Origin of the sequence: Cellulomonas xiejunii, from assembly GCF_024508315.1 — a bacterium.
Lineage (GTDB): Bacteria > Actinomycetota > Actinomycetes > Actinomycetales > Cellulomonadaceae > Cellulomonas > Cellulomonas xiejunii.
The window spans coordinates 2,712,218-2,728,222 of the sequence record NZ_CP101987.1; the positions used below are offsets into that span (position 1 = coordinate 2,712,218).

The following is a 16,005-nucleotide window of genomic DNA, read 5'->3' on the forward strand; positions in this document are numbered from 1 at the left end:
ACTCCGTTGGTGACGGTGATGCGGCCATCGTTGCCCGCCCGACAGCCCTGAGCAGCACCATCGTGGACGTCACCTCCGGGCCGTGTACAGGACTCATGGCACTCGTTATTCACCCGGATTCGTGCTCACGAATCATCGCGTCGGCCACGGCGCCACGTTTGCGCCATTTGCCGTGCTGCGCGACCTCTCTTGGCTGGTCAACGACCGTCCGCGGCCGGCGGGAGCGCGGGCCGGGGGGACGTCCCGGTGCGGTGTGCACATCCCTTCTCACCCGGTCGACGTCCGCCCGCGGTCGCTGCCGCCGGTCGGCGGGCAGTGCGAAGCCCCTACGGACGTGCACCCCAGGGACGAACGACCTTTCCAGCGGGGGCCCGTGGCCCGAGACGCAGCCGCGTCGTCGGGTCGACGAGGTCGGCCACGACAGCGAGGACCGCCGGGTCGTCCAGCGGCGGGACGGACCTCCCGTCGTCCAGCTCGCGACGGGCCTGCCCGACGCCGGTCGGACCGAGCACGACGTCCGTCGACCCACGGCACGTACCGTGCGCAGGTGCACGGCGTTCGAGCCGTCGGGGGTCCGTGCGCATCCCGGAGCTGCTCGGTACGAGGCCCGCGCGCGGCGCACCTGGGTGCAGAGCCCGTCCACGCTGCCGTCGGGGTGCGGTGTCGTCGACCGTAGACCTGGCCTCCAACCCCAGTCCATCGCCAGCGACAGGCGCTAGATCGGTCACTCCGCGAATACCCACACAAAGAACAGCCCCAGGAAGACGACCAGCGACACCGACCGCAGAGCCGACGGGTTCGCCCACGCCTCCAGCACTGTCTGGTCGGAGGTGCGACGCTTCACATCCACGAGCGTCAACACCACCATGATCGCGCCGGCGCCGATCACTGCATACTCCATCCTTGACTCAACCCCTCGTCGCGTTGTAGCCAATTCCGAGCTGAGCGGCTGAGCGCCAGATCGTCCGACCGGGACGTACCGCGAGGTTGCCTCGACAGGAACGGCATGCGTTCCGGAGGGAGCCAGAGCCATTGTATGGAGCCACGTGACGGCCCGTCGAGGTCGTACGCGGAACACCTGCCCCGCCAGACCAGTCGCGTTCTTCTCGTGCTCTGCACTTACCCCCGCGCGGCAAGCAGCACAAGCGCGAGCCCGGAAACGATCAGAACGAGAGGCGCACCCACTCGACTAAGGAACCGGGGCGGCGGGCTCATCTGGCGGTACACATGCCCTGCGGTGCGACGCCTGACCCAGTCCGAGTACGCCGGACCGCACCACCTGAACGCCACACCAGCCAACACCATCGCTAGCCCTATCACCCCGAGGGCGGGCTGCCAGGGACCGCCTCCTGGTACGGGCCATTCATCGAGAGCGACGACGCCAGCGACGATCCCCCCGACACCGGCGATTATCGCAACAAGTGCGATCAGGAGCCGCCATGGCCCCCACTGGTAACCCGCGACACCCTTCCCATAGAAGAATCCAAAACCGAGAACCATGACGATCCCCGGTAGACCCAAGGCGAACAAGACAGCGACTGCCATTACTTCCACCTACCCGTGACCGAGTGGTACCCGGCGTCAACATTGAACGCCGTCCGCGATGCGCTCCTCATCGGACGATATCGAAAGACGTGTCGCAACTTCACGGTGTAACGCGACAAGTCCGCGTGGCGCCCCGTCCCCGCACCGGCCACCGGCAGGTTCACCGTCACCCCACCGGGCAACGACAGCACCCGCCCGGTCGACTCTCCCGCGACTGCCTGCGTGCGCTGCACGATCCGATCCTGACGTCGGTGAGCACGACAGCGCTCGCCCGTTCGACGTACGGCGTCGCACCGACCTCGCGGCATCGCCGCTCGACACCGACTGGCGCACCGCAGCGTCCGCCTCACGAGCCGGGGTCGCAACCGGGAGGAATTCTCAACTACGGTGTCTCGTTGAGAACGCACCGGGCACGGCACCCGGCAGGACGCTTTCGGAGGTGTGGGGATGATCGGCCAGCGTGTCACGCGGCAGCGGGTGGCGATCGCGGCGCTGCTGGAGGACGTCGAGGAGTTCCGCAGCGCGCAGCAGATCCACCAGATGCTGCAGGAACGCGGGCAGGAGATCGGCCTGGCCACCGTGTACCGCGCGCTCAACGCCATGGCGGAGCAGGGCCAGCTCGAGGTCTTCCTGCAGCCCACGGGTGAGCACACGTACCTGCGCTGCGAGCCACGCGCCGAGCACCACCACCACCTCGTGTGCCGCGTGTGCGGCCGCACGGTCGACGTCGCCGCCCCCGAGCTCGAGCAGATCGTCGAGGCCCTCGCGGCGACCCACGACTTCACCGACGTCGAGCACTCGATCGACTTCCTGGGCACCTGCCGCCACTGCGCCGGCACCTGACGCCCCAGGCCGGACCGCGCCGCGTCGTCGAGCGCCCGTCAGCGCGCGACGCGCTCGAGCACCTCGCGGAACGCGGTGACCGCGGGTGACCCGGCCGCCGCGGTGCGCTGCGACGTGAAGACCGTCCGGTGCGGGTCCCCGGTCAGCGCAACGAGCCGGCACGTCGTCGTCCGCTCGCGCCACACCAGCCCGGGCAGGATCGCGACGGCGTTGCCGGACTCGACGAGCCGGATCTGCGTCTGCAGGTCGGCCGTCTCGTAGCGCACGTCCGGCTCGAACCCGGCCGACCGGCAGGTCTGCTCGGCGAAGTGCCGCGACGCGGTGCCGCGCGGTTCCATCACCCACGGCACGTGGCAGGCGTCCGCCAGGTCGTGCACCGTCATGCCCCCCACCCCGACAGGCGGCAGCGCGAGCTGCAACGGGTGATGGCGGCGATCAGCGCGAGGACCCCCATGACCGACACCTCCGTGACCCGCCCGGGCCGCACGAACCGCAGGTACAGGCCCATGAGCAGCGCGATCGGGATGGTGCAGCCGACGGAGAACACGCCCCACGGGGACTCGGCGAGCGCGTTGACGCAGACCAGCGCGAGCACCGCCAGCACGATCATCAGCATGACGAACACGACGACGATGGCGACCGTGCCCCCGAGCCGCCCGATCTCGTCGCGGGCCATCTGCCCCAGGGATCGCCCACCACGGCGCATCGAGTAGAAGAGCACGAGCATGTCCTGCACGCCGCCCGCCACGACCACGCCGAGGATGATCCACAGCGTGCCGGGCAGGTAGCCCATCTGCGCCGCGAGGACCGGCCCGACGAGCGGCCCGGCGCCGGCGATCGCCGCGAAGTGGTGCCCGTAGAGCACCCGCCGGTCGGTCGGGTCGAAGTCGCGGCCGTTGTTCACGCGCTCGGCCGGGGTCGCGCGGGTGTCGTCGGGACGCATGATGCGCCGCTGGACGTACAGCGCGTAGAAGCGGTACGCGATCGCGTACGTCGCCACCGCGGTGACGACGAACCAGATGGTGTTGACCCGCTCCCCGCGGACGATCGCGAGCATCGTCCAGCCCAGGGCCCCGACCAGCGAGATCGCGACCCACAGCGCGACCTTGGCAGGCGTCCACCGCGGCTTCTCGACGACGCCCACGGGGACCCCGCGGTCGTCGCGCAGGATCGAGGCCTGCTCCTCGGGCGTGTACTCGGGCAGCTGCGCGTCGCGCGTGGTGGTCATGTCAGCTCCGTCGATGCCGCGGGGCGACCAGCGCCGGTCCCCCCGACGGCCCCGTCCCTCGATCATGGCCCGGCTGCGGTCACTCGGCGCGTGACGGACCCCCGGCGTGTCGTGACGACGTGCTGTGGGACGACCCGCAGGCGCGTCTCGGCGAGCTCGTCGGCTACCTGCAGCTGGAGGCCATGCAACGCATCGACTACGCACTCAGCGGCCTGCTCGACCTGCCGAACCACCAGCGCTAGCGGCACGACCGCGCGAGGGCTCCCCGGCCGCCCGTGCCAAGATGCGGTCGTTGCCCAGATCATCGACCCAAGGACTCCTCGCCGTGCCTCTCGTCTCCCCCGGACGCCCCGGCACCGTCCCGCCCGCCAGGCCGGGCGCCGCCCTCCTCCTCGCCCTCGACGACGACGTGGCGGTGGCCGTCGGCGACGTCGCAGCGGGCGCGTCCGTGGCGGTCGGCGACACGGTCGTGACGGCCACGAGCGACGTGCCGCGCGGCCACAAGCTCGCGGTCCGGGCCCTGCCCGGCGGCACCCAGGTGCGCAAGTACGGCCAGGTCATCGGTCGCACCACCGCCGACGTCGCGGCCGGCACCCACGTGCACACCCACAACCTCGGCATGGACGGTGTCACGCACGACTACGAGTTCGGCACCGCGCGCATGAGCCTGCCGCCCGCGACAGTGGCGCGCACGTTCGAGGGGTTCCGTCGCGCGGACGGCCGCGTCGGCACCCGTAGCTACGTCGGCATCGTGACGTCCGTGAACTGCTCGGCGTCGACGGCCCGCATGATCGCCGACCAGTTCCGCGGTCCGGTGATGGACGTCTGGCCCCACGTCGACGGCGTCGTCGCCCTCACGCACGACTCCGGGTGCGGGCTGGTGCCGGAGTCCGAGGGCGGGCAGGTGCTGCGTCGGACGCTGCGCGGGTACGCCACCCACCCCAACGTGCAGGGCCTGCTGGTGCTCGGCCTGGGCTGCGAGATGCTCACGGTCCAGGGGCTGCTCGCCGACCTGCCGGCATCCCCGGACACCCTCGTGGAGCACCTCACCATCCAGGAGTCCGGCGGCATCCGGGCGACGGTCCGTGCGGGCGTCGAGGTGGTGCGCGCGATGCTCGACGACCTCGAGACGCGCCGCCGCGTGCCCGTGCCGGCCTCGGAGCTGGTCCTCGGGCTCAACTGCGGCGGCTCCGACGGCTACTCGGGCATCACGGCCAACCCCGCGCTCGGGCGCGCGTCGGACCTGCTGGTGGCCCAGGGCGGCACCAGCGTGCTGGCCGAGACCCCGGAGGTCTTCGGCGCCGAGCACCTGCTGACGCGGCGGGCCGTGAGCGAGGACGTCGGCCGGCGCCTGCTGGACCGCATCGAGTGGTGGCAGGACTACGTGCAGCGCGGCGGCGGCACGCTCGACAACAACCCGTCACCGGGCAACAAGGCGGGCGGCCTGACGACGATCCTCGAGAAGTCGCTCGGAGCGGTCGCCAAGGGCGGCACGGCCGAGCTGACGGCGGTGTACGAGTACGCCGAGCCGGTGGTCGACCGGGGCTTCACGTTCATGGACACCCCGGGCTACGACCCGGTCTCCGTCACCGGAATCGTGGCCGGCGGCGCGACCGTCGTGGTGTTCACGACGGGCCGTGGGTCGGTGCTCGGCTCGAAGCCCGCGCCCTGCATCAAGGTGGCCACGAGCACCGAGATGTTCGAGCGCATGCGCGAGGACATGGACCTCGACGCGGGGCGCGTCGTCACCGGAGGGGCCACGCTCGACCAGGTCGGGAACGAGATCCTGGACCTGGTGCTGGACGTCGCCTCGGGGCGTGCCACGGTCAGCGAGGAGCTGGACCTGGGGCGCGACGAGTTCGTTCCCTGGCAGCTCGGGGCGGTCACCTGACGCCGCGTCAGGCGAGGCTGCCAGCCCTGCCCCGCACACTCCCCGGCGGCTTGCCCGTGGCCCGGGTGAACGCCCGGCTGAACGCCGCCGCCGACTCGTAGCCGGCGGCGGCCGCGGCCTGTGCGACGCCGTCGCCCCGCGCCAGCCGGTCGGCGGCCACGTGCATGCGCCAGGAGGCGACGTACGTCATGACCGGTACGCCGACCACCTGCGTGAACCGGGCCGCGAACGCGGACCGCGACATCGCGGCCTCCCGGGCCAGCGTCGCGACGGTCCACGGACGGGCCGGGTCCCGGTGCACCGCCGCGAGCGCCGCACCGACGTACGGGTCGCGCAGGCCGCCGATCCACCCGGTGACCGGCTCCTGCACATCGAGCCACGCGCGCACCGCCTGGATGACCAGGACGTCGGCGAGCCGGGTGAGCACGGCCTCCCCGCCGGGGCGGACGTGCGCGAGCTCGGCGGCCATGAGCTCGAGGGTGCGGACGAGCCACGGTGTCGCCGTCGGTGACGCGGGCACGTGCACGACGGCGGGCAGCAGGTCCAGGAGCGGGCGCGCGGCCGGTCCGTCGACGGTGAGCACACCGCACACGAGGTCGGCGCGGGGCCCGTCGCCGTCGTGCCGCAGCACCGAGTAGCTCTCGGTGACGTAGTCCTGCGGCAGCCGGTCGACACGGCCGAGCGACGGTGCGGCCAGGTCGCTCGCGAGCAGGTGCCCGCGGCCGTGCGGCACGAGCGCGAGGTCACCGGCCCGCAGGTGCACCGGGGCGGCGCCGGGGACGGCGACCCAGACCTCCCCGGCCGTGACGACGTGGAAGGTCAGGCAGTCGCCGAAGGCCGGCATGTCGACGGCCCAGGGGCCCGCCGCCTCGGTGCGGCAGTAGAAGACCCCGGACACGCGCAGCCGGTGCAGCGCCTCCCCGACCGGGTCCGGCGCCGGGCGAGGCGGGACGACGACGCTCATGCGGCCCCCAGAACGCTGGACGATCAGTCATGTTCAGACGACGCACGAGCATAGACCGTCCAGACCCTCGGTGGTTCGCTGGAGCACAGCGGAGGTCGCACCGACCTCCCGAGACCTGGAGGTCACCATGCACGTGCTCGTCGTCGGAGCCACCGGAGGGTCGGGCCGCGCGGCCGTCACCGAGCTCACCGCCCGCGGCCACACCGTCACCGCGCTGTCCCGCCACGCGTCCGCCCTCACCGGTCCCGGCGTGCGCGGCATCGACGGTGACGCGACCGACGCCGCGACCGTCGACCCCCTGGTCGCCGGCCACGACGCGGTCGTCGTCACGCTCGGCATCAGCGAGGACCCGGTCCGCGTGCGACTGCGCGGCCCGGCGCGGACGGTCGCCGACGTGCGGTCGCGGGGCACGCGCACGGTCGTCGCCGCGATGACCCGTCACGGCGTGCGCCGGCTCGTCGTCCAGACGTCGTACGGCGTGGGCGCGACCCGCCCGCTGCTGCCCGTGTCGACGCGTGTCGTCTTCGCCCTGCTGCTCGCGCCGCAGATCGCCGACACGCAGACGCAGGCGCGCATCGTCCACGCGAGCGGTCTCGACTGGGTCGAGGTGCAGCCCGTGAACCTCGTCGACACCGACCTGCCGGGTCCGGCGTTCGCCTCCGTGACGGGCGACCGGCGCGGGATGACGGTCTCGCGCGCCCAGGTCGGCAGGTTCCTCGCCGATGCGGTGCAGGACGACGCGCACGTCGGCCGCACGGTCTCGCTGTCCCACGACCCCGCAGCCGCACCCGTCCCGCACGGGGCCCGGTGATCCCACGGCCTCCCGCGCGACGGAATTCTCAACTACGGTGTCCGGGTTGAGAACGTCAGGCGGCACGCCGAGGAGGTGCGCGGATGATCGGCCAGCGGGTGACGCGGCAGCGCGTGGCGATCGCGGAGCTCCTCGAGAGCGTCGACGAGTTCCGCAGCGCCCAGCAGATCCACCAGATGCTGCAGCAGCGCGGCCAGGAGATCGGGCTGGCAACGGTCTACCGGACGCTCAACGCGATGGCCGAGCAGGGCCAGCTCGAGGTCCTGCTGCAGCCCACCGGGGAGCACACGTACCTGCGCTGCGAGCCGCGCGGCGAGCACCACCACCACCTCGTGTGCCGCACGTGCGGTCGCACGGTCGACGTCGCGGCCCCGGAGCTCGAGCAGCTCGTCGAGGCCCTGGCCGCCCACCACGACTTCACGGACGTCGAGCACTCGATCGACTTCCTCGGTACCTGCCAGGACTGCGCCCGCGCCTGAGGAGGCACCATGACCGAACCCGCGACCCACGCGGACGCGGTCGTGGCGCTCGTCCGCCGGTGGCTGGCGGTCGCGGCCGAGCAGCCCGTCGACCCCGCGGCCCGGAACCTCGCCGGCCTGCTCCGCGAACCGGACGGCCTGGCGTTCGCGGTCGGGTTCGTCGACGGCGTCGTCCGCCCCGAGGACGACGCCGTCGCCGCCCGGCGGCTGCGCGAGCTCGCCGCCCACCCACCCCGGTTCCTCCCGGTGCCGCTGCGCGCAGCCCTGCGCGCGGGGGGCACGCTCGCTCCCGCCCTGCCGGGCGTCGTCGTGCCCGTGGCCCGTCGCGTGCTGCGGCACATGGTCGGTCACCTCGTCGTCGACGCGACGGACCGCCGGCTGGGCGCCGCGATCGCACGCCTGCGCCGTGACGGCACGCGCCTCAACGTCAACCTGCTGGGCGAGGCCGTGCTGGGCCGCAGGGAGGCGGCGCGCCGCCTGGCCGGCACCCGCCGGCTGCTGGCGCGCGACGACGTGGACTACGTGTCGGTCAAGGTGTCGGCGGTCGTCGCGCCGCACGCGCCGTGGGCGTTCGAGGAGTCGGCGGCGGACGTCGTCGACCGGCTGGTGCCGTTGTTCGAGCAGGCCGCGGCGTCCCCGACGCCGAAGTTCGTCAACCTCGACATGGAGGAGTACAAGGACCTCGACCTGACCGTCGAGGTGTTCACGCGCCTGCTGGACCGCCCGTCGCTCACCGGGCTGGAGGCGGGCATCGTGCTGCAGGCGTACCTGCCCGACGCGATGCCCGCGATGCAGCGGCTCCAGGAGTGGGCGGCACGACGACGGGGCGCGGGCGGTGCCGGCATCAAGGTGCGGCTCGTCAAGGGCGCGAACCTGCCAATGGAGCACGTCGAGGCCGAGCTGCACGGCTGGCCCCTGGCGACGTGGGGCAGCAAGCGGCAGACCGACGCGCACTACAAGCGCGTGCTCGACTGGGCGCTGCGTCCCGAACGCATCGCGAACGTCCGCCTCGGTGTGGCCGGGCACAACCTCTTCGACGTCGCGCACGCCTGGCTGCTGGCGGGCGAGCGCGGCGTGCAGGACGGTGTCGAGATCGAGATGCTCCTCGGCATGGCACCCGGGCAGGCGGAGGCCGTCCGGCGGGACGTCGGCAGCCTGCTCCTGTACACCCCGGTGGTCGCGCCGCAGGAGTTCGACGTGGCGATCGCCTACCTGGTGCGCAGGCTGGAAGAGGGCGCGTCGGACGACAACTTCATGTCGGCCGTGTTCGACCTCGCCGACGACGACACGCTGTTCGCCCGCGAGCGCGACCGGTTCCTCGCGTCGCTGGCGGACGTCGACACGCCCGTGGCCGGGCGGCACCGCGTACCCGACAGGCACGCTGCCGTGCCGCCGTCGGCACCGGGCGCGTTCGCGAACACCCCGGACACCGACCCCTCCGTCCCGGAGCACCGGGTGTGGGTGCGCGAGATCCTGGCGCGCGTGCCGGACTCGACCCTCGGCGCCGGCATCGACGACGCGCGAGTACACGACGCCCCCACCCTCGACACGGTCCTGCGCGACGCGCAGCGCGCCGGCCGGGCCTGGGGCGCGCGGCCCGCAGCCGATCGTGCCGCGATCCTCGACCGGGCCGCCGGCGTGCTCGAGGCCCACCGCGGAGCCCTCCTGGAGGTCATGGCGTCCGAGGCCGGCAAGACGATCGACCAGGGAGACCCGGAGGTCTCCGAGGCGGTGGACTTCGCCCACTGGTACGCCGAGCTCGCCCGCGGCCTGGACCACGTCGACGGCGCGACGTTCGTGCCGGACGCGCTCACGCTCGTCGCTCCCCCGTGGAACTTCCCCGTCGCGATCCCCGCAGGTTCGACGCTCGCCGCCCTGGCCGCCGGGTCGGCCGTCGTCCTGAAGCCGGCCGCCCCGGCCGAGCGGTGCGGCGCGGTGCTCGCCGACGCGCTGTGGGAGGCGGGCGTGCCGCGTGACGTGCTGCGGCTCGTGCAGGTCGACGAGGGCGCGCTCGGCCGCGAGCTCGTCGCCCACCCGTGCGTGGACCGCGTCATCCTCACCGGTGCGTACGAGACGGCCGAGCTGTTCCGCTCGTTCCGACCGGACCTGCCGCTGCTGGCCGAGACGAGCGGCAAGAACGCGATCGTCGTGACACCGAGCGCCGACCTGGACCTCGCGGTGCGGGACGTGGTCGCCTCCGCGTTCGGGCACGCGGGTCAGAAGTGCTCAGCGGCGTCGCTCGTGGTGCTGGTGGGGGCGGTCGCGACCTCACGACGTCTCCGGTCCCAGCTGCTCGACGCCGTGTCGTCGCTGGTCGTCGGGGACGCGGATGACGCCCGCACGCAGATGGGTCCGCTCATCGAGCCCGCGAGCGGCAAGCTGCTCACCGGTCTGACCGAGCTGGAACCGGGGCAGGCGTGGGCGCTGGCGCCGCGGCGGCTCGACGACGCCGGCCGGCTGTGGACCCCCGGCGTGGTGACGGGGGTCCGGCGCGGGTCCCGCACGCACCGCACCGAGTACTTCGGCCCGGTGCTCGGCATCATGACGGCGGCGACGCTGGACGACGCGATCGACCTGGTGAACGACGTGGACTACGGGCTGACGTCCGGCCTGCACAGCCTGCACGCCGACGAGATCGGCACGTGGCTGGACCGGGTGCAGGCCGGGAACCTCTACGTGAACCGCGGCACGACCGGCGCGATCGTGCGGCGCCAGCCGTTCGGCGGGTGGAAGCTGTCGGCCGTCGGCCCGGGCGCCAAGGCGGGTGGCCCCAGCTACCTCGTCGGGCTCGGCTCGTGGACGTCGACGCGGGCGACGACGCGTGCCGAGATCACGCACCCCCGGGTCAGGGCGCTGGTCGCCGCAGCCCGCGCGGCCCTGCCGTCGGACGACGCCGACCGCGTCGAACGCTCCGCGCGCAGCGACGAGGCCGCCTGGCGGGACGTGTTCGGCGCGCGCGACCTCAGCGCGCTGGCCTGCGAGCGCAACGTGCTGCGGCACCTGCCGGTCAGCGATCCGGTGCTGGTGCGCCTGTCCGCCGGGGCTGCGCGGGCGGACCTGGTGCGGGTGGTCGCCGCGGCGTGCCGGGCGGACGCGCCCTTCGTCGTGTCGCTCCCCGAGGACCTCCCGGCGGAGCTGACGGGCGAGGTCGCGGGGCTCGGGCCTGTGCACGTCGAGGACGACGCCGCGTGGGCGGCCCGCGTCGCGGCGCTCGGTGGCGGTCGGGTCCGCCTCGTCGGGGCGACCTGCGCGTCCCACGCCGGGGCCACGCGAGGACGTCCCGACGTCGCGGTGTGGGACCACCCGGTCACCGAGGCGGGCCGGGTGGAGCTGCTGCCCTTCCTGCGGGAGCAGGCGGTCAGCGTCACGGCGCACCGCTTCGGCACGCCGCATCCCCTGACGGACGACGTGCTGCGGGCGTCCACGGCGGCCGCAGCCACGCCCGACGCCTGATGCCTGATGCCCGGCGCCTGATGCCCGGCGCCTGACGAGCAGGGTCAGGCGCCCTCGTCCTTCGCCACGAGGTAGACCCGACCGGACGCGTCGCGCACCCGCTCGAACCCGGCCTGCAGCTCACCCTCGCGGGCGCGCTCGGCGTCGGTGGTGCCCCGGCCGGGGACCCGCGGGTCGGTGACCTGCGCGGGGCCGACCAGATGACGCGCGAGCCATGCCGTCGCGTCGAGCCTCTCCTTGCGCTCCGCCATCCCCGCTCCGTTCGGTTCCGCCGTCGTCACACCGACTCTACGTCGCTCCTCGTGCGTGACCGCACCGGCGCCGGTCCCCACCCGCGGCGGCACCCCGGCCGTACGGGTCAGTGCGCTGCGGCGGCCGCGTCGTCCCCGGCAGCGTGCGGGTGGCGGCGCTTGTGCACCTGGTGCATGACGAGCACGACGACCGCACCGACGACCAGGCCGATGAGCGCCGAGGCGAGCGTGTTGACGAGCCACGCGAGGAACCCGCCGACGCCGGCGACACCGTGCACGGCCTCCTCGAGGTGGTGGACGACGTCGTACAGGCCGTGCCACCCGAGCTCGTCGACACCGACGAGCAGGATGTGACCGCCCACCCACAGCATCGCCGCGATGCCCACGGTCGACAGGACCGCCAGCACCTTCGGCATGGCGTTGACCAGACCACGCCCGAAGCCGGCGACGAACCCGTGGCGGGTCGCCGCGAGCCGCACGCCGACGTCGTCCATCTTCACGATGAGCGCGACGATCCCGTACACGACGGCGGTGATCGCCAGCGCGACCACCACGAGGATGATGGCGCGGGACAGCAGGAGCTCGTCGGCGACCTCGTTGAGCGCGATCACCATGATCTCGGCCGACAGGATGAAGTCGGTGCGGATCGCGCTGGAGACCATGCGTGCCTCGGCCTCGGGGCCCTGCTCCGGTGCGGGGAGGGCGGGCTTGTCGTGCTTCTTGCCGCTGACGGCCTCCCACAGCTTCTCAGCGCCCTCGAACGCGAGGTACGTGCCGCCGACCATGAGGATCGGCGTGAGGAGCCACGGCAGGAACTGGCTCAGCAGGAGGATCGCCGGGAGGATGAACAGCAGCTTGTTGCGCAGCGAGCCACGCGCGATCTTCCAGATCATCGGCAGCTCGCGGTTCGCCGCGGCGCCCGCGACGTAGCGCGGCGTCACCGCGGTGTCGTCGATGACGACGCCCGCAGCCTTCGCACTCGCACGGCCCGCGGCCGCGCTGACGTCGTCGACCGACGCCGCAGCGAGCTTGGCGAGTGTCGCGATGTCGTCCAGGAGCGCAGCCAGACCGCCTGCCATGAGCCACCTTCGTCCGTGCCGGAGCGCCGGGCCGGGCGGACCGCGCACAGGAAAGGGTAGGGCCATCCGCGGCGCCTTCGCCCGGCGTCAGGCGGTGAGGTCCCGGCGCCGCAGCGCCGACGTCGCCGCGGCCGCGAGCACCCCCGCCACCGCGGTCGTCAGGACGAGCGGCAGCACCGTGACGGCCTCGTGCGGTGCGTGCGGCACCAGGGCGAAGGGGGCGACGTCGACGACCGCGTCGGGCAGCCCGAGCAGCGGTCCGTACAGACCGACGAGGATCGAGGCCACGAGCAGGGCCCAGACCCACCACGCCCCGGTCCTCAGGCCGTGCGCGAGGGCCGCCAACCCGGCGAAGCACAGGACGACCGGCAGGTGGACGAGGCTCGCGACCGTGAGCTCGGCGACCGTGCCGGCGTCGCCCGTCGCGGTCGCTGCCCCCAGGCCCAGACCGAGTCCCGAGGCGAGCAGCAGCGTGACGGTGCCGGCGATCGTCACCAGGAGCGTCCCCCACAGCCATGCGGGGCGGCTCACGGCTCCGGACAGCACGACGCCCGTCCGCCCCTCGGCCTCCTCCCGGGCGAGGCGGTTGACGGAGACCACGCCGTAGACGGCGACGGCCATGGCGAAGAACCCGAGGAACGCCGACAGCGTCGCCCCCAGGACGTCGCCGCCGCTCGCGCCGCCGATGACCGCGGCGAGCTCGGGCTGGGTCTCGACGGCGTCGACGACGCCCTGTCCCATCGACCCGGTCAGTGCGGCGAACACCAGCAGCCCGACGGCCCACCAAGCGATCGAGACCCGCTCGAGGCGCAGGGCCAGTCCTGCCGGGCTCAGCAGCCCGCGCCGGGCGTCCGGGCGCCCACGGCGTGCCGGCAGGAGCCCGGCGCCCGCGTCCCGCCGCGCGGTCAGCGTGAACCCCACGAGGACCAGGACCCCGACCAGCGCGAGCCCGAGCAGCAGCGGCCACCACCGCAGGTCGACGAACGCCCGGGTCTGCTGCGCCCACCCGATGGGCGACGCCCACGACAGCGCGTTGCCACCCCGTTCCGTCGCGTCACCGACGCCGCGCAGCACGTAGGCGAGCCCGAGCAGGCCGCCGGCCGCGCCCGAGGCCGCTCGCGCGTGCTCGCTCAGCTGGGCGGTGACCCCGGCCACGCCCCCGAACACGAGGCCCACGACCGCGCAGCCGGCGGCGACGGCCAGGGAGTCGGGCAGCGCGAGGCCCGCCGCGAGCTGTGCGCCGAACAGCACGAGCGCGACCACCGCGTTCGCGACGACGAGGACGACGAGGGCCGCCGCCAGCGGGGCGTCACGGCCCACGGCACCGGCACGCAGCAGCTCCGTACGTCCCGCCTCCTCGTCGGCACGGGTGTGGCGGACCACCGCAAGGATCGACATCACCGCGACCGCGACCGCGACCATCCCGAGGAGCTCGTTGGCGAGCAGCGCGCCGAACGTGTAGTCGTCCAGGCCGTACCCGGGCCCGGTCATGAACGCGCCCGACGGCTCCTTCATGATGGCGGCGCGCGTCTGCAGCGCGGCGGCGTCGGGGTACGCCACCGGGATGGCGGCCGCGAGGTACCCGACCAGGCCACCGACCGCGAGCGCCCAGCCAGGGATCCGCAGACGGTCGCGCCGCAGCGCCAGGCGGACGAGCCGGGCGGTCCCCGCCCACGCGGTGCTCGACCCCGTGGCGCTCGTCGCGCGTTCCCCGGGTGCCCGGTTCGGGCGCGCCCGGGTGGTCGTCGTCATGACGCACCGCGCGTGGCACTCGTCGCGGCGACGCCCGCCGCGGGCGTGCCGTAGTGGTGGACGAACAGCTCCTCGAGCGTGGGCGGGGTGACCACGAGCTCGCTCATCCCGGCCGCGGCCAGCACCGCCATGACCGAGGGCAGCCCCGCGTCGTCGACCGTGAAGGTCAATCGGTCGCCGTCCGAGGCGACGTCGTGGACCCCCTCGATCTCAGCGAGCGCCGCAGGCTCCTGCGGTGTGACCACGCGCACGGTGCTGCGCGTGAGGTGCCGCAGCTCGTGCAGGGTGCCGCTCTGCACGGTCCGACCCGCGCGGATGATGGTGACGCGGTCGCAGAGCTTCTCGACCTCGGCCAGGATGTGGCTCGAGAGCAGCACCGTCGTGCCGCGCGCGACCGCCTCGCGGACGCACTGCTGGAACACGAGCTCCATGAGCGGGTCCAGGCCCGACGTCGGCTCGTCGAGGACGAGCAGCTCGACGTCGCACGCGAGCGCCGCGACCAGCGCGACCTTCTGCCGGTTGCCTTTGGAGTAGGTCCGCGCGCGTTTGCCGGGGTCGAGGTCGAAGCGCTCGAGCAGCTCGGCCCGGCGGGCGCGGTCGACCGGGCCGCGCAGGCTCGCGAGCAGGTCGATGACCTCACCGCCCGTGAGCTTGGGCCACAGGTTGACGTCGCCCGGCACGTACGCGAGGCGCCGGTGCAGCGTCACCGCGTCGGACCACGGGTCGCCGCCGAGCAGCCGGACCGTCCCGGCGTCGGCGCGCAGCAGCCCGAGCAGGACGCGGATCGTCGTGGACTTCCCGGAGCCGTTGGGCCCGAGGAACCCGTGGACCTCACCGGCCGCGACCTGCAGGTCGAGCCCGTCCAGCGCCCGCACGACGCCGAACGACTTGGCGAGGCCGCGCACCTCGATGACGGGGGACGTCGTGTGGTCGGTCGCCATGGCTCCACCCTTCGGGAGTGATCGGCGGGATCGGTGACGGTCAGGCGCTGCCGTCGGTCCCGTGCCCTTCGGGGGCGTCGTCGACGTAGCGCAGGTACGCGTCGAGGATGCGGTCGTCGGTCATGAGGCCGTAGGTGAACAGCTCGACCGCGGGCAGCATCATCCGGTCGCGGTAGCGGTGGAGGATGCCCACCACGTCGGTGGGGTCGTCCGGCGGGTGCAGCGTCATGTCGAGCAGCAGCGCCCCGAGCCCCTGCACGGTGAGGTAGCGGGCGCGCGCCTTCTCGTCACGGCTGGGGCGCATCGAGCCGGCGGCGACCGCGTCGGCGATGTAGACCTCGGCATCGGCGACGAAGTGCTCGACGAACTGGCGTGCGGGCGCTCCCCCGGCCTGCATGCTGCGCAGCGCGTACGCGAGGAGAGGCGCGTACTGGTCCATCGACGCCAGCTGCAGGAGCAGGTCCTGCGCGCCGCCGGTCATGAGCAGCCGTTCCTTGCCCTCCCGGACGAGGCGCAGGACGTGGGTGTCGCACGCGGCGCGCAGCCCGTCCTTGGAGCGGAAGTGATGGAGGATCAGCGCCGCGCTCACCCCGGCGTCCTCGGCGACCGTCCGCAGCCCGACGCCGAAGCCCTCCCGCGCGTACCGGGCGACCGCGGCGTCGCGGATGCGCGCGCGGGTCGTCAGGTCGCGGTGCGGTGGCGGCACCGCCACCGGGGGTGAACCCATGTTCAAGATGCTAAACGCGCGTTCAGCGGAGGGCAAGGGTG

Annotated in this window: 14 protein-coding genes and 1 pseudogene; 6 read left to right on the forward strand and 9 right to left on the reverse strand. The window is 73.4% G+C overall.

Annotated features, from left to right (window positions below; all coding sequences use genetic code 11):
* Positions 1-724: 724 nt before the first annotated feature.
* Positions 725-901 carry a hypothetical protein gene (locus tag NP048_RS12320; RefSeq protein WP_227575889.1) on the reverse strand — a complete coding sequence of 59 codons (177 nt, stop codon included), beginning with the start codon at positions 899-901 and terminating at the stop codon, positions 725-727.
* 1,091 nt (positions 902-1,992) lie between these two features.
* Here NP048_RS12320 and NP048_RS12325 point away from each other — a divergent pair.
* Positions 1,993-2,388 carry a Fur family transcriptional regulator gene (locus tag NP048_RS12325; RefSeq protein WP_227575890.1) on the forward strand — a complete coding sequence of 132 codons (396 nt, stop codon included), beginning with the start codon at positions 1,993-1,995 and terminating at the stop codon, positions 2,386-2,388.
* A gap of 38 nt (positions 2,389-2,426) precedes the next feature.
* Here NP048_RS12325 and NP048_RS12330 read toward each other — a convergent pair whose 3' ends face one another.
* Both NP048_RS12330 and NP048_RS12335 read right to left on the reverse strand, forming a co-directional pair.
* Positions 2,427-2,771 (reverse strand): LysR substrate-binding domain-containing protein, encoded by a 345-nt coding sequence (locus tag NP048_RS12330; RefSeq protein WP_372456779.1) that lies wholly within the window; start codon positions 2,769-2,771, stop codon positions 2,427-2,429.
* Between the two features lie 41 nt (positions 2,772-2,812).
* Positions 2,813-3,616: pseudogene (locus NP048_RS12335) on the reverse strand (carbon starvation CstA family protein); the annotation flags it as partial.
* Between the two features lie 119 nt (positions 3,617-3,735).
* Here NP048_RS12335 and NP048_RS12340 point away from each other — a divergent pair.
* Together NP048_RS12340 and NP048_RS12345 are read left to right on the forward strand one after the other, a co-directional pair.
* Positions 3,736-3,858, forward strand: coding sequence for a hypothetical protein (locus tag NP048_RS12340; RefSeq protein ID WP_255619479.1), 123 nt, complete (start codon positions 3,736-3,738; stop codon positions 3,856-3,858).
* 83 nt (positions 3,859-3,941) lie between these two features.
* Complete coding sequence (locus NP048_RS12345) at positions 3,942-5,507, forward strand: UxaA family hydrolase (RefSeq protein ID WP_227575891.1); 1,566 nt, start codon at positions 3,942-3,944, stop codon at positions 5,505-5,507.
* A gap of 7 nt (positions 5,508-5,514) precedes the next feature.
* Here NP048_RS12345 and NP048_RS19320 read toward each other — a convergent pair whose 3' ends face one another.
* Positions 5,515-6,471 carry an AraC family transcriptional regulator gene (locus NP048_RS19320; RefSeq protein ID WP_284439703.1) on the reverse strand — a complete coding sequence of 319 codons (957 nt, stop codon included), beginning with the start codon at positions 6,469-6,471 and terminating at the stop codon, positions 5,515-5,517.
* Between the two features lie 127 nt (positions 6,472-6,598).
* On the opposite strand from NP048_RS19320, the gene NP048_RS12360 reads away from it, so the two are divergent.
* The 3 genes from NP048_RS12360 to NP048_RS12370 all read left to right on the forward strand — a co-directional run bounded on the left by NP048_RS12360 (position 6,599) and on the right by NP048_RS12370 (position 11,214).
* The gene (locus NP048_RS12360; RefSeq protein ID WP_227575892.1) at positions 6,599-7,282 is read left to right on the forward strand and encodes an NAD(P)-dependent oxidoreductase; all 684 of its coding nucleotides are present in this window, start codon (positions 6,599-6,601) and stop codon (positions 7,280-7,282) included.
* A gap of 83 nt (positions 7,283-7,365) precedes the next feature.
* A complete protein-coding gene (locus NP048_RS12365; protein WP_227575893.1) occupies positions 7,366-7,761 on the forward strand; it encodes a Fur family transcriptional regulator in 396 nt (131 codons plus the stop codon).
* Between the two features lie 9 nt (positions 7,762-7,770).
* Positions 7,771-11,214, forward strand: coding sequence for a bifunctional proline dehydrogenase/L-glutamate gamma-semialdehyde dehydrogenase (locus tag NP048_RS12370; protein ID WP_227575894.1), 3,444 nt, complete (start codon positions 7,771-7,773; stop codon positions 11,212-11,214).
* 44 nt (positions 11,215-11,258) lie between these two features.
* On the opposite strand, the gene NP048_RS12375 is transcribed toward NP048_RS12370, so the two are convergent.
* The 5 genes from NP048_RS12375 to NP048_RS12395 all read right to left on the reverse strand — a co-directional run bounded on the left by NP048_RS12375 (position 11,259) and on the right by NP048_RS12395 (position 15,964).
* The gene (locus NP048_RS12375) at positions 11,259-11,465 is read right to left on the reverse strand and encodes a hypothetical protein (protein WP_227575895.1); all 207 of its coding nucleotides are present in this window, start codon (positions 11,463-11,465) and stop codon (positions 11,259-11,261) included.
* Positions 11,466-11,572: 107 nt separating this feature from the next.
* A complete protein-coding gene (locus tag NP048_RS12380; RefSeq protein ID WP_227575896.1) occupies positions 11,573-12,544 on the reverse strand; it encodes a DUF808 domain-containing protein in 972 nt (323 codons plus the stop codon).
* Positions 12,545-12,631: 87 nt separating this feature from the next.
* Positions 12,632-14,296 carry an ABC transporter permease gene (locus tag NP048_RS12385; RefSeq protein ID WP_227575897.1) on the reverse strand — a complete coding sequence of 555 codons (1,665 nt, stop codon included), beginning with the start codon at positions 14,294-14,296 and terminating at the stop codon, positions 12,632-12,634.
* Positions 14,293-15,237, reverse strand: a complete 945-nt coding sequence (locus NP048_RS12390; RefSeq protein ID WP_227575898.1) for an ABC transporter ATP-binding protein — start codon at positions 15,235-15,237, stop codon at positions 14,293-14,295. The genes NP048_RS12385 and NP048_RS12390 overlap by 4 nt, the downstream gene beginning before the upstream one ends.
* A 40-nt stretch (positions 15,238-15,277) precedes the next feature.
* Positions 15,278-15,964 carry a TetR/AcrR family transcriptional regulator gene (locus NP048_RS12395; protein ID WP_227575899.1) on the reverse strand — a complete coding sequence of 229 codons (687 nt, stop codon included), beginning with the start codon at positions 15,962-15,964 and terminating at the stop codon, positions 15,278-15,280.
* Between the last annotated feature and the right edge of the window lie 41 nt (positions 15,965-16,005).

Coding starts and splice junctions, on each gene's coding strand:
- NP048_RS12320 (WP_227575889.1), bottom strand. CDS start 901: ATGGAGTATGCAGTGATCGGCGCCGGCGCGATCATGGTGGTGTTGACG.
- NP048_RS12325 (WP_227575890.1), top strand. CDS start 1,993: ATGATCGGCCAGCGTGTCACGCGGCAGCGGGTGGCGATCGCGGCGCTG.
- NP048_RS12330 (WP_372456779.1), bottom strand. CDS start 2,771: ATGACGGTGCACGACCTGGCGGACGCCTGCCACGTGCCGTGGGTGATG.
- NP048_RS19320 (WP_284439703.1), bottom strand. CDS start 6,471: ATGAGCGTCGTCGTCCCGCCTCGCCCGGCGCCGGACCCGGTCGGGGAG.
- NP048_RS12360 (WP_227575892.1), top strand. CDS start 6,599: ATGCACGTGCTCGTCGTCGGAGCCACCGGAGGGTCGGGCCGCGCGGCC.
- NP048_RS12365 (WP_227575893.1), top strand. CDS start 7,366: ATGATCGGCCAGCGGGTGACGCGGCAGCGCGTGGCGATCGCGGAGCTC.
- NP048_RS12370 (WP_227575894.1), top strand. CDS start 7,771: ATGACCGAACCCGCGACCCACGCGGACGCGGTCGTGGCGCTCGTCCGC.
- NP048_RS12375 (WP_227575895.1), bottom strand. CDS start 11,465: ATGGCGGAGCGCAAGGAGAGGCTCGACGCGACGGCATGGCTCGCGCGT.
- NP048_RS12380 (WP_227575896.1), bottom strand. CDS start 12,544: ATGGCAGGCGGTCTGGCTGCGCTCCTGGACGACATCGCGACACTCGCC.
- NP048_RS12385 (WP_227575897.1), bottom strand. CDS start 14,296: ATGACGACGACCACCCGGGCGCGCCCGAACCGGGCACCCGGGGAACGC.
- NP048_RS12390 (WP_227575898.1), bottom strand. CDS start 15,237: ATGGCGACCGACCACACGACGTCCCCCGTCATCGAGGTGCGCGGCCTC.
- NP048_RS12395 (WP_227575899.1), bottom strand. CDS start 15,964: ATGGGTTCACCCCCGGTGGCGGTGCCGCCACCGCACCGCGACCTGACG.